General features: G+C 43.8%; 12 protein-coding genes. 3 read left to right on the top strand and 9 right to left on the bottom strand.

What is annotated here, in order from left to right:
* Nucleotides 1-2: 2 nt before the first annotated feature.
* The 9 genes from EHO57_RS08730 to EHO57_RS08690 all read right to left on the bottom strand — a co-directional run bounded on the left by EHO57_RS08730 (nt 3) and on the right by EHO57_RS08690 (nt 10,031).
* Nucleotides 3-335 (bottom strand): nucleotide pyrophosphohydrolase, encoded by a 333-nt coding sequence (locus EHO57_RS08730; RefSeq protein ID WP_135646667.1) that lies wholly within the window; start codon nt 333-335, stop codon nt 3-5.
* Nucleotides 332-1,405, bottom strand: a complete 1,074-nt coding sequence (locus EHO57_RS08725; RefSeq protein ID WP_135646666.1) for a DUF1574 family protein — start codon at nt 1,403-1,405, stop codon at nt 332-334. The genes EHO57_RS08730 and EHO57_RS08725 overlap by 4 nt, the downstream gene beginning before the upstream one ends.
* A 6-nt stretch (nt 1,406-1,411) precedes the next feature.
* A complete protein-coding gene (locus tag EHO57_RS08720) occupies nt 1,412-2,809 on the bottom strand; it encodes an MBOAT family O-acyltransferase (RefSeq protein ID WP_135646665.1) in 1,398 nt (465 codons plus the stop codon).
* Entirely contained in the window at nt 2,806-3,972 is a 1,167-nt protein-coding gene (locus EHO57_RS08715) for an SGNH/GDSL hydrolase family protein (RefSeq protein ID WP_135646664.1), read from the bottom strand. Before EHO57_RS08715 ends, EHO57_RS08720 begins: the two co-directional genes overlap by 4 nt.
* A 7-nt stretch (nt 3,973-3,979) precedes the next feature.
* Nucleotides 3,980-5,479, bottom strand: a complete 1,500-nt coding sequence (locus tag EHO57_RS08710; RefSeq protein WP_135646663.1) for an MBOAT family O-acyltransferase — start codon at nt 5,477-5,479, stop codon at nt 3,980-3,982.
* An 88-nt stretch (nt 5,480-5,567) separates the two neighbouring features.
* Nucleotides 5,568-6,953, bottom strand: a complete 1,386-nt coding sequence (locus EHO57_RS08705; RefSeq protein WP_135646662.1) for a hypothetical protein — start codon at nt 6,951-6,953, stop codon at nt 5,568-5,570.
* Nucleotides 6,953-7,561 carry an LIC20162 family protein gene (locus EHO57_RS08700; RefSeq protein WP_135646661.1) on the bottom strand — a complete coding sequence of 203 codons (609 nt, stop codon included), beginning with the start codon at nt 7,559-7,561 and terminating at the stop codon, nt 6,953-6,955. The genes EHO57_RS08705 and EHO57_RS08700 overlap by 1 nt, the downstream gene beginning before the upstream one ends.
* A 17-nt stretch (nt 7,562-7,578) precedes the next feature.
* Nucleotides 7,579-8,700: a glycosyltransferase family 4 protein gene (locus EHO57_RS08695; protein ID WP_135646737.1), complete on the bottom strand. Its 1,122-nt coding sequence runs from the start codon at nt 8,698-8,700 to the stop codon at nt 7,579-7,581.
* Nucleotides 8,701-8,717: 17 nt separating this feature from the next.
* On the bottom strand, nt 8,718-10,031 hold the full coding sequence (locus tag EHO57_RS08690) for a glycosyltransferase family 87 protein (protein ID WP_135646660.1): 1,314 nt from the start codon (nt 10,029-10,031) through the stop codon (nt 8,718-8,720).
* A gap of 135 nt (nt 10,032-10,166) precedes the next feature.
* Here EHO57_RS08690 and queA point away from each other — a divergent pair, with 135 nt between their 5' ends.
* The 3 genes from queA to EHO57_RS08675 all read left to right on the top strand — a co-directional run bounded on the left by queA (nt 10,167) and on the right by EHO57_RS08675 (nt 13,218).
* Nucleotides 10,167-11,210 carry a tRNA preQ1(34) S-adenosylmethionine ribosyltransferase-isomerase QueA gene (gene queA, locus EHO57_RS08685; RefSeq protein WP_135646659.1) on the top strand — a complete coding sequence of 348 codons (1,044 nt, stop codon included), beginning with the start codon at nt 10,167-10,169 and terminating at the stop codon, nt 11,208-11,210.
* A 62-nt stretch (nt 11,211-11,272) separates the two neighbouring features.
* Nucleotides 11,273-12,889, top strand: coding sequence for a S16 family serine protease (locus tag EHO57_RS08680; RefSeq protein WP_135646736.1), 1,617 nt, complete (start codon nt 11,273-11,275; stop codon nt 12,887-12,889).
* Nucleotides 12,890-12,981: 92 nt separating this feature from the next.
* A complete protein-coding gene (locus EHO57_RS08675) occupies nt 12,982-13,218 on the top strand; it encodes a hypothetical protein (protein WP_135646658.1) in 237 nt (78 codons plus the stop codon).
* Nucleotides 13,219-13,261 lie beyond the last annotated feature (43 nt).

The following is a 13,261-nucleotide window of genomic DNA, read 5'->3' as shown; positions in this document are numbered from 1 at the left end:
TATTAAGGTTCTTGCAACTTTGGGTTATTCTTATGTCTGTCCTTGTCTCTGCTTGTGTTCTTTTCTAAGGTTGCACGAAGCGCTTCTTCCATAGAGATCCCCATTTGATTTGCAAGACAGATCAATACAAACAAGATATCCCCGAATTCTTTGGGCAATGCGTCCGGATCTTCTCCTTTCTTAAAGGATTGATCTCCATACTTGCGAGCGACTAAGCGAGCAAATTCTCCCACTTCTTCCATCAAGATGGCTAGATTGGTGAGTTCGGAGAAATATTTCACTCCGATCGTTTGGATCCAATCGTCTACAGCCTTTTGAGCCTCTTCAAAGGTCATGGCTTAGGAAGATTTCCTTTTTCTTGCAGGAACTCTATCAGATAACGAGTGGGTTCCGCATAACATCCACCGCTTAGATGATGCGGGTCGATGAATTTTTGACATTTCATCTTGTCTCTATAGTCTTCCATATCCAAGACTAAAGTCTCCGGATATTCTTTTACGAGAGAGTCCCTCATTCGGATCCATTCCTGGAAGAAGGCGGCGGACCGTACCTTATCGGAAAATTTGGAATATAGCAATGGAGTCCAGAGAACTACCTTGATCCCATTCTTACGAGAGGTCTCTAAGAAATTCCTGAGGAAGAATTCCTGGACCTTGGAACTTCTATAATTCTTGTATGACTCGTTAAAGATCCGATCGGATTCGGAGCCCAATTGGTCTTCCGGGGTGTTTGCGAGAAGTGTATTGGGGATCCCGCCCTTGAACTTGTCAGATTCATTGATCAGAATATTACGAATATATAATAGTTTTTTGACCTCGAAAGGGTTCTTAAGCCTAGCAAACGCTTCTTTGAATCTAGGAGGGAAAACGGAAGTCCTGAAGACTCTTGCCTTTAGGAAACTGTCCCATTCATTCGTGGAGAAAATATTCCAATATCGCAAGAAGAATGGAAGATCGTAAGAGTATCTGAGAGGATAGCGATTCGCAAAGTCTGTCCCAGAATCCGGATAGTATTCCAGGATCGCGTAGTCCAATGGGATTTTCTTAGAGATCAATTTTTCCAAAGTGAAATTATGAAAGGAATAAGGAGCGGAAGGTCCGGATAGATTATAAACGATCAATCCGGGACTATTCTTTTCGAATTCAGTCAGGGAAAATTCGCCCATATGAGAGGTCCCGAAGAAGGTCAGAGTTTTTTGCTCCGGCTTTTTGGCATCCGTCTCCTTCTTCATCGTGTTCAGGACCCGGTCTTTCATATTATAAAAATAGTATTCGGCTCCGCTTTCCGTATAAGGTCGAACGAACTCCGAAGAAAGGATCCTATCCCAGGCCAGGACCAACACGGCGATGCCAAGAGGGATCCAAAGTATTTTACGTTTTAAGAATGGAACTCTGCTGGTTTTCATAATATCTCAGAAAGCGAAGTAAATGAAGTCCTGGCCTTTTCCGGCATAATTACCGAATATCAAAGCCCCAATAATGACGAATGCAATCAAAAGTTTTACCCGATTCCTATGGAACCAAAGAGGGTAGTTCTTAGGAGCTTCCGCGGCATGGAATAGGAGCCCGCCTAACAAATAAGGAAGGACCAGGTTGAAGGAAAGTGTATTAGTCTGTTCGGAGATGGGAGAATAGAACCAACTCTTAAAGAAATACATGGAATCTTGGATCGTAAAGCACCGAAAGAACACTGCAGCCAACACAAAGAGAGCATAGGTCCAAAGGATACGGACCCCTGTGAAGAACTTCCCGTTTTCCGGAAGGATCTTGATCTCTTTCCTTTCCAAGAACCTTTCTACTGCGAGAAACAATCCATGAGCGAGTCCCCAAGCCAAGAAAGTCCAGTTCGCCCCGTGCCAAAGCCCGCCTAACGCAAAAGTGATCGTTTGATTCATGTTTGTACGGACTTCGGAGACCTTACTCCCTCCCAAAGGAATATAGATATAATCCTTGAGCCAACTCCCCAGGGTAATATGCCATTTTCTCCAAAGCTCATGTATATTCCTGCTGAAGAAGGGAGCGTTGAAGTTCCTAGGTATATTAAATCCGAATAATAAAGCGCAACCTCTGGCCACATCCGTATACCCGGAGAAATCGGAATACACCTGCCAAGAAAATCCGATGGAGGCCAAGAGCATGGAAAGGCTTCCGTATTCTTTCGGTCTCATAAAGACAGGATCGATTAAAGAACCCAGATTGTCTGCGATCAGGATCTTCTTACAAGCTCCGAGACCGATCAGGAATAGTCCCGTATAGATCGCCGTTTTATGGATCCTTATATGATCTAGTCTAGGAAAGAAATCCCTGGATCTCATGATCGGACCTGCGACTAACTGCGGAAAGAAGAGCAAGAACAAAGTAAAATGGAAGAAGCTCGGGATCTCCTCTACCTTGCCTCTATAAACATCTATCACGTAGGCCATGACCTGGAAGGTGTAAAAGCTGATGGCAAGAGGAAGAATGATCCGAAACGTCATAGTGCTCGTGTCGAAAACGGACCAATGGGTAACGTAGAACAAATTATCAGTAAAGAAATAGAAATACTTAAAGATCCCCAGATTGATCAGATCCAGAGAAACTATGATCCATAGAAGTTTCTTGCTCTTGGTGCGAAGGATCGGCTTTAAGAATAAGTAATTAAGAAGTACGATACCCAAAAGATGCAATAAGAAGGGCGGGTTCCAGGATGCATAGAAGACCAGGGAGCCGATCATCAGGATCCATTCTCTGTACTTGCGATCTTCCCAAAGCCAATAACAGATATAAACTACTAGAAAGAAAAGAAAGAAGAGTGTGGATGTGAATATCATTTTGCTTTCTTCTGTCCTATGCCTAGAATGGAAGGCAGATCGGCTGCAAAGATATCCGAGAACTTATGCATACCCGCCTTATTTAAATGGATCAGGTCGTAGTAATAATCTCCGTTATTCGCGCCGTCTAAACTATCCTGATAGTCCAATAGAACCGTATCCGGATGGATCTTTTGGATCTCTTCTTGCCAGATCCGGTTTCTTTCCGGATTTCTCCAATCCTTGATCAGCTCGCTATAGGGAGCGATCACACCGATGATCTTGATCTCATGTCCGTTTTCCTTTCCTATCCGGCGAATATCTCCATGAAGTATTTCTAATCTATGGAAATAATTAAGAGCTCGTTTCGTTCTTGTGATGTCTTTTGAATTCGTCCTTGCTAGATCGCAAGTATCCCAGATCGCCTTCTTATGGAATTGATCCGAACCTTCGGGAGCAGGACGTCCGTTATTCGGGTTAGTGATCTTAATGCAAGAAGCGATATCTTTCACTTCCGGATACATACTGATGCTCGGAAGATTCGTATTCTCGTGAGGCCAAGGAGTCAGGCGAGGTTCCTTCCTTCTTCTTCCGATGTCCTTAAGGCGTTTGGACGGATCGAGTAGAAAATCACGGATGTCCCTGCGATAGGCGATGCTCTTAAAGGTCAAAAAACCGATATCATCATACTTAACTTTATAATTAAAATCGAATATTATCGGGAATGCAATTCTTCGATCCAATTCTCCTAACATTGCAAGAGTATGGATCTGCAATAACTCTTGGTCCACCCAAGGAGTGGAGATCTCCAGAATATGGAGCACTGTATGCACTTTTGGGAATTTTGGAAGAAGGTTCCGGATAAGAGAATCCTGCACTACTAGCTCGGTCCCTTCCATTGCAAGAGATTGGACCTTCTCCCCATAAGGCTCTAATGCCTTGTTCAAAGTCTCCAGAGAAAGACCTTGGTAGGCGACGGACGTGCCGAGCACCAGGATAGTCGGTTCGAATACCGGCTTCTTCTCCAGAATGTATTCCGTATTCCGCACAACATTCGCTGCAAAAGATCCCTTCTTCAGATAAGGCCTATAGATCCCTGTCTGGAGGCAAAGGTCGAAACATAAGAATATGAGGACCGGTACCCAAAACTTTTTTTGTCGTATCAATTGAAGATAAGGACTCACGGTTACCTCAGAAATCAAAATACAGGAAGTTCGTACTTTCCGTAACGCCGAAGAAGAAGATCAAGAAAACATTAACTACGAAGAATAGGGCGAACTTTCTTCCATTTTCGACCATGGACTCTATGGTGTTCTTGGAGAAATAGTAGGAGAGTGCAAAGCAGAGCACCAATAATAATCCGTAATCGTAATTTGCGAATGTCTTAACGGAAGAGATCCCGTTTGGAACGTAAAAGACGAGGGACTTCATCATGGCCCAGGCGTCCTGCATCGTCTTTGCTCGGAACATGATGAATCCGAAAGCCAAACAGAACATGGTAAACACTCTTGCGGCTATATTGTAAGGCATTCCGCCTTTCTCGTTCAACCAAGCGGCAGCTTTTGTCTTAGAATATTCCCTATGGATCCCAAGCATGACCCCTTGCCAGAGTCCCCAACTCACGAAATGGTACGCGGCTCCGTGCCATACTCCCGCAAACAACCAAGTGATGAAAAGGTTTCTATATCCTTTCAACACGGTGACTCGGGAACCTCCCAAAGGAATATAGATATAATCCCGGATCCAAGTGGAGAAGGAGATATGCCAACGAGACCAATGGTCTGCGATATTTCGCGCAACCATCGGAAAATTGAAGTTCGGATCGAATTTGTATCCGAACAATCTCGCGACCCCGATCGCTATATCGGTATAACCTGCGAAATCGAAATAGATCTGCCAGCCGAATGCAAGAGCCCCGACCCAGATCTCGACGGGGTTTAGAATTTTATAATAAGTAAAAGTATAGTCGACTACCTTGGCCAAGTTGTCCGCGAAAACGATCTTTCTTGTGAAACCCATTAGGATCTGAGCGAAAGCGATCTCTACGTCCTTGGTAGTAACAGTCGGAGGATCGTCCAGATCGCGGAAGAAAGTATGGGCTCGTACGATCGGTCCCGCTACTAGTTGTGGGAAGAAGGATACGTATAATGAGAAATCTAAGAAAGATTTTCTCGCCTCCAAGTTCCTACGATACACATCTATCGAATAACTCATGGACTGGAAGGTATAAAAGGAAATTCCCACAGGAAGAATGATCTTCCAATGCTCCACTTTAAGAGTTCCTAAAGTGAAAATATCAGCGAAAACATCCAGGATGAAGTTCGTATATTTGAAATAGGCTAGGATCCCGAGGTTCGTTACGAGAGAAGCAACTAAGCAGAGCTTACGGAAGCCTTCCGTGACTCCTTCTTTACTCATCAACCTTCCTGCAACGTAATCCACGATCATGGAAGCTATCAGGATGATGATATATAAGTTAATATTAAAATTACAGAAAGAATAATCTATCCAGGACTCGTACCAAGTAGCAGTTCTGGGAGCGTCACAATGAATGGTGGCAGGATGCCAGGCATTATAAAAATAAAGACTCGCGAGTAGAAGAAAGACTCTTTGATACGTTCCCTTTAAGATTTTTGCTAAGATCAGAACGATCGGCAAAAACACTATAAAATGGGCTGAATTAAACAGCATTCGTTTGCTTTCCCTCGACTCCTGTGCAGTTTTCTGGACGGAGGGAAACCCACAAGCGTTTTATTAGGTAGGAAGAAGGCACAGGAACTTACTCGTCTTTGTACACTTTTTCCGGTGTGATATCTTTGTACTTATCTTCTATTCCTTCAATAAAACTCGCCTGGGATCTTTGGGACCTAGGATAAGTAGAATAACTGAAGTTGACTAGAAAAAGTAACAGAAGATACGCGAATAAGGCTATATGGCTTAGAGAACGGATCCCAAATTTTAGTCCTTCCCATCGTAAGGAATGCAGTACCAATGCGGCAAAGATCATGAGACCGATCACTGCGGAGACCCAGAATTCGAAAAAGTAACCTTCCCACCAAGTATAGAAAATAATAGAAGGTACTAACCAGAAGAATAGAAGTATTAGTTCCTGCTTGTATGATTTCCAAAGTCGAATGATATTCAAAGCTGCTAAGGCAAGTATCCCGATCCAGAAGGCTAGATTCAGATTGTAAGGAAAATTCCTGGGCGCAGTTGGAAGATTCGGATTGATCCTAAGTCCATTCTTTACCCCTTCGAAGTTCAAGAAGGCGTCTCCTATTCCTCTATAGAAATTCATAATATAGTTTTTCTCTCCGGGAGCGGCTCCCCATTTTTCCTGGGATGCGTACAAGAAGAGCCAGTTTGCGAAATTCTTTTCACTCGTTGGAAGAGATGCAAGATCCCGGTTTAGAACTATAAATCCTACATAGAGATAGGATAAAGTTAGGATTGAGATCACCGCCGTCAGATAAACGAAGATAAGCTTTAATTTATGGGCATACGTGAAGGTACCTCCTCTCCATCGATGAGAGAGAAGAAGGGAAATCGGAACGAAAGTCAGAAAGATCGTATCGGATTGGTGAAAGTAAATATTCCAAATTTGTAAAAAACCGGAGAGATAGAGTTTTCCGGGAGACCATCCTTTCTTGCAATTCCATACGCAGATCAGATAGAGAGAAGCGGTCAAACAAGAATGGATGAGCGGGGTATCATTGTGCTGAGCGTAGAACCAAAAGCCTTGGGTGCAATGTACTGCAAATCCTAAGAGCACCGCGCCGATCAGATCGTGATACAATCTCCAGTATGCCAACATCAAAACGAAAACGAAGAGCAATGCAGAGACTAACACTCTTAGCCTGAGCCCGAACATCGCGGAATCCACGCCATGGATCCAATGCCAAAGTTTTAGATAAAGATACCCCGTGCTCTCAAAGCCGATATGATGCGGGTTAAAGAATACCTTCCAATATTTATCCGTTAATATGTTATGAGTATAAACGATGGAATCCCAATCGTAATGTCGGGAAAGGAATCTAAGATCGAATAAGAATAAAGCGATCGTTAAGCAAACTAGGAACAAAAAGCCGGACCAAAGAGACGGTGACTCGAATATGAACCTAACTCTTGCGACGAATTCCAGGCTTTCGATGGAACGCTTGAGCATTACGAATTCTTAAAGATAGAGGAAAGGAATGCGTTGTTCCGGGTAGAAGAGAAGAAAGGGGACTCGGCCAAAGTAGATTCTTCCGTACCGGTCACATTCACTCTGAAGAGGATCTTTTCTAATCCTAGGATTTTACGGACCCAGCCTCCCTTATGCAAGATCTGTAGACCAGTCTGGTTCGGGTTCCAACGAACAGTGATCTTGCCTAACAGTCCCCATCTGGAAAAAACGACTGCTTCGCCATCCCAGCTTAGTTTTTGTAGGAGGTTCTTACTCAAGAAGCGGAAAAGATCCAAGAAGAATGCGAATCCTATGTACAGAATGATAACAAGAGCGGTATAGTCGTAGAGTCTCTTATCCGTTAAAAGGGAAAGTTTCAGTACCTTTGTGATCTGCAATAGCTCGACAAATTTGAAGATCCAAAGGGATACCAGATCTTTTACGGGGTACAAGTACCAGATAAAAACGAGATACAATAGAACTGCAATAGCTGGAGGAATATAATTATTCTGTAATTTAGAAGATCCTGAATTGGTTCTTCGTATGCTCGGTTTAGAAGTCTCCCAATCCCACCAGGCGGAAGATTTTCGCTTTGAATGAGTTTGCATCGGATCTTTCCTCGGACCTATTTTTTCTTTCTATTCTTCCAGAGATCTACCAGGGATTCCTCGACCTGTTTTGCGGTCGTGTCCCAGGACCAGGAGTTGGAGCTGGGCTTTCTCCCATAAATTCCCTTCTTACCGGCAAGCGAAAGCGCATTTTTCCATGCCTCCATATCCTTGGGAGGAACAAAGGAATCCGTGAGAACGTCCAGAACCTCATGGAATACGGGAATATCGGAAACGATACAAGGCTTACCCATCTTGATCGCCTCCAAGAGAGGAAGACCGAAGCCTTCATGGAGAGAAGGGAAAACGAAGTAGGAACAATTCTGATACAACCATCCTAACTGGGAATCGTTCGGATTTTCTACGAAATAGATTCCGTCTTTTTCCAAAGAGCCTTCTTTGAGAAGAAGGGTAAGCCCTTCCGATTTCCAGCCTAGTCTTCCCGCCAAAACCAAGGGCAGAGGAAAATTCGGTTCTTCCTTTTTTAAGGAAAGATAAGCATCCACCAAAGTAGAAAGATTCTTCCGAGGTTCCAAAGTTCCCACGGAGAATAGGAATTTTGCCGGCAAAGATTTGGAAGGAGGAGCAATGGAAGAGAAACCTTGCGCTCCAGGATAGATCACTTTTAACTTAGGCCCTATCTTTGGGAAAAAATGTTCTATATCGTTCTTTGTATTTTGGGAAAGACAAAAGACTGTATCTGCTTTTCTTAATGTAAGAGGAGAAAGAAATCTATGCTGCCAGTAATTCGCAGTGGTCATTGTCTCCGGCGCCGATTTAAAGTTCAGGTCGTGATAATTTACGGCAGTCGGGACTTTTAAACCTATTATAGGTAATAGCTGGATCGTTCCCCAAAACAGATCGATCCTATGTTTTCGTACTACGGAAGGGACGGTCCAGTTCAGCCAAATAAATCCGGGCAGCCTGCTCGGCACGAAGACCGGGGTTTGTCGGATCAGATCCTGAAATACTGGATGGATGGGTTTATTCGAATATAAATAATATTCTAAAGGAGAATCCGGACGGATCAATCTCTGCAAGACTTCGGCCAGATATCTGGAATTTCCCGTGATCCCGTAAGCAAGAGGCCTTGCGTCTACCGCGACGCGAGGCTTATACTTCAATACTTCCGTATTCAGTCGGGACTCTTTGGCCACTAGGATCTCGCCTTATCGATATAAAAGATACAAGCGTATTGTATTAAAGAAGTATAAAGTAAAAAAGAGAACATCAAAAGGGCTTCCTCGGCGATATTGCCGATAGTCCCTCGGTTCATAAGTAGAACGAAGATGGCAATTCCGATAAACAGGCTCGCCGCTTTGAAAGTCAAAATTCTCTTCTTCCATTTCTCCCAAACGAAACCGTCCTCTTGATCATCCATCCAGAGTTGGGAAAGAGCATAGCCGATCGGGAATAGTAGAAACACGAACGCATGTATCCAGGAGATCCCGCTAAAGATCACTGAAAAGAAGAAGAGACCGGAGAGCACGAATCCTTCCGAGGCTCCTTTGTATACTCTATACAAATAGGGCAATGAGATACCTAGAGTTAGTATGAGTATGATTCCCTTTACTTGTGATACTGCTAAACTTACAAACGGCATTCCGAACCTTCCTTGGTTAAGAAGATCCGAATAAGATAGGAAGTATTTGGAAAGAGTAGAGCTTAAGCTTTGGTTGTTCTTCCAGGCTCGCAATGCAGGAGACTTCATATACTTGTCCAAGACCAAATCGTACCAGGTTTGGTTCATCTTCCAAGTAAACTCAGGAAATGCGAGAGCGGGAAGAGCTAACCATATCAAAGCGAAGGCCAAGGTATATGCGATCACTGCGTATCTTTTTTTATACAGAAAATAGAATAGAAAGGCGGCAGGAGTGATCTTAATAATGATCGCAAGAGAAAGAAGAAGTCCGGACAACCAATCCTTATCGGACGCCACAGAAAGAAGGATCAAGAAGAGAAGTAAGAAGCCGACCTGATTATTGTTCTGATGATTCTCCACAAAACGAAGAGAAAGAAGAAGTGTGGTCGAAAGGAATAGGAAGGATCTCTCTTTTCCGAGCAGTCTTCCGATCAAAAATAAGCTGCAAACTAGACAGATAAAATTAAGCGTAAAGAAGATCGCAGAGGCAGTTTCAAATTCCAAATAGGAAAAAGGTATGAGTAGAAAGGCAAAGGTAGGAGGATAAATATAAGATCCTACATTCTCTATTCTAGCTTTCAGACTTAAGAATACCGAAGGCTCAAAGATCTGTTCCATCTTGATCTTTCCGCTTTCGAAATCTTGGATCACCTCCGAAAGAACATCCAAGCTATACAGATCTTTCTGGTCCCGAAAATTCAGAGACGCCTGATAATAGTCGGAGAAATCGGAGGATTGTCCTATACGACTTATCCCGTTGGAATAGAGCAGACTTAAGAATAGAATAAATAGAAGGATAGGCCATCTCTTCTTTACATCGATCCGCATTCAGGTACTCTTTTATCGTAGGCCCAAAAAGCCAAGAAATAAAATCCCTCTGTTCCTGACCAAGAAGAACCCATACTTTAGGGATCTAGAACAAAAATCGATTTCCGTATGCAAGTAATTTGATTCTCTGGAAGAATGAAATTCAAGGATCTTTCCGAATTCGATTTCGAATTGCCGGACGAGCAGATCGCAAAATTCCCCGCATCCAAACGGGACAAGAGTAGACTGCTTGTTCTCGGAAGGACCAAGGACTTTCTAACAGAAGAACCGGAGTTCACAGGCATCTTAAAATATTTAAAAGAGGGAGACGTACTAGTTGCGAACCATACTAGAGTTTCCAAACGTAGGGTCTTCTTAGTTACAAGCTCGGGAAGAAGACATGAGTCGCTCTTCTTATCCGAACTAGAACCTGGGATCTGGAAAACACTTCTTAGAAATTCCAAAAAACTAAGAACAGGGGATCGGATCTTCGATGAAGAGAGTAGAAGTTTCGTTTTTTCGGTAGTTGGGAAACAAGAAGAGTTCACGCTTCTAAAAGCAGAGTCGCAATTTGACGAAATGTCTTTCGAGAAGATCGGAAGGATCCCTATTCCCCCTTATTTCAAAAGAGAAAGTTCTTTCGAGGATGATATTCGTTATCAAACCGTTTATTCTAAAAACCTAGGATCCGTAGCGGCTCCCACTGCGGGTTTGCATTTTACTCCGGAGCTTATCGGAGAACTCCAAAAGAAAGGAGTGCAATTCTTGGATCTGGAATTGAAAGTAGGGTATGGGACCTTCCAACCCTTGACAGAAGAACATTTTTCCCAGAAACAATTGCACGAAGAGTTCTTTCTTCTCCCGGAAAGAACTGCACAAGCCTTAAACCAAGCCAAGAAAGAAAAGAGAAGGATCATCTCCGTAGGAACTACAACGTTAAGAGCCTTAGAAGCATCCTACCAAGAAAAGAAAGAATTCAAAGCGGGAGAAGGTACTACCAAATTATTCTTACAACCGGGAGATCCCATCTTGAGTTGCGAAGGTTTGATCACGAATTTCCATTTACCGGAGAGTAGTCTTCTTCTCTTAGTAAGCGCCTTTTCCGAAAAGAAGAGGCTCATGGACGCATACAGATATGCGGTACAAAAAGGATTTCGTTTCTTTTCGTACGGAGATTCCATGCTGATCCTAGATCCGTAAAAACAAGGCGATCCGTACTTATTTAATTGAGCAATTCTAAGCTCGTACGGAGAATGGGAATGGTGCTACGTAAAGTCCTCCCTTCCCAAACAGAAATACGATTTAAGGCGGCAAAACCGATCCGATTGAACGGTCTTCCTGATTTTTTGGTATTTCATAAGGAAGAGGTGCGCACATTCCGCCAGGCTTTGGAGAATCCGAAATTATTTCGGCATATTCTGATCACAGGCCCTGAGATAGAATCAAATCTTCTTCGCTTCGGACAATATCTCGAAGAGATCGTCAAGGACCAACCTGTCGTTGCGGAACCGAACCCCACCTTACTTTCTCTTGCCGGATTCCCTCTCAAAGACATGTATAGAGCGGGAAGGATTGCGGAAGCGAACGGAGGACTTTTACTTCTTCCGATCAAACCGTTTGTAGAAGATCCCGATATGTATTATTTCCTGAAGGGAGTCCTTCTCACAGGAAAGATAGATTTCCTTTCTCTTCCGGAAGATTCGGATTCCGCGATCAATCGTTTTCATCCAAGCATAGATTCCGTATTTCGACTGATCCTAGTAGGAGAAGAAGCGGAAGTGGATTCCATTTCCGAGATAGATGCCGACTTTTATGGAAGTTTCGATTTCAAGATCCACATGCCGTACGAGATCAGTCTAGACAGATCTTCTCTGCCGATCTTTTCAGGACTCGTAAAATCCTGGGAGAAGCCGGGCTATCCTCCTTTGGACCAGGCCGCTTTGGATTCTCTCTTGGAATTGGCCCTGAGATGGAACGATAGCCAAAACAGATTGTCCCTACATTTGTCGGAGCTTCGGTCTTTCGTGAGAGAAATATTAGCTTTAAATAATAAAGGAAAGAGGGCAGTAGGAAGATCCGAAATAGAGGCGGGTCCTTCTCTCATCCAAAAAAGAACAGCCATCCACAAGAGAAAGTATGTGGAGAATATCAAAGAAGGATTAATATCCGTCCAACTCAAAGGAAAGAAGACCGGTCGGATCAACGGACTTTCGGTCATTCTTCTGCAATCTTCTTTATTGGATTTCGGTCAGGTAAACCAAGTCTCGGCCCGAGTATCCTTAGGCTCCGGGAATCTGATCAATATAGAAAGGGAAGTGAATCTCTCGGGGAATTTACACGATAAGGGAGTCTTTATCCTCCAATCCTATATCAAAGGAATGTTCTCCCATATCCAATCCTTCGGCTTGGACGCCTCTATCTTATTCGAGCAAAACAGTTCTCCGATTGACGGAGATTCCGCAAGTTGCGCGGAACTCTTAGCCTTGCTTTCTGCTCTTTCCGGTTTGGAGATCCCTTGTAATATCGCGGTGACCGGAGCGCTTTCCCAGTACGGGGACATTCTTCCGGTGGGATCTGTGAGTACAAAGATCCAAGCCTGGTACGACGTCACTCGGCTTGCAGGTTCCGCTCAGGAAAAGTACCGCATCTTTATTCCCAAAGACAATGTGAGGGATCTGAACCTTCCCCGCGAAATCAGGGATCTCATGAAGAAGGGTAAGTTTCAGATCCTCTCCTGTTCCCATGTAGAAGATCTGATCCCTGAGATTTTCGGGATCCAAGCGGGCAAGATGTCTAAATCCGGCAAATATCCTAGCGGAAGTCTTTTCCGGATCATAGAGGAAAGGATCGATAAAAAGAGGGACGAGGAGGAGAATTAAGTCGGTTTCCCGCTCGAAAACCTCCTCCGAACTGGATTTTCCTCAGAAATCCTCTAATCAGACTCCCCCAAAACAACCGATACTCTAGAAGGATGAAGCCCAAGGCAAACATCAATATAGAGTCCTCTCTTCTAGTAACCCTGCTTTCTAGTCTAGGGTTCGTATTGCTATTGGGACTTGCGCCTCTCAAAACGGATCGAGACGGATTTCTGACCGATCAACCGATCCTGGACGAATTGCTGCCGGACCAATTTTCCTGGGAACCTTCTTCCGAACAGATCCGAGATCTTCCGGAAAGAACGGTGGAACCGGGTCCTTCTTTCGTTTAATTCCTTGTCACTCTCTCGCGCTTTATTCTTGCGTCTCCGATTC

The organism is Leptospira langatensis, from assembly GCF_004770615.1.
Lineage (GTDB): Bacteria > Spirochaetota > Leptospiria > Leptospirales > Leptospiraceae > Leptospira_B > Leptospira_B langatensis.
This window is presented reverse-complemented; position numbering and strand designations above follow the sequence as displayed.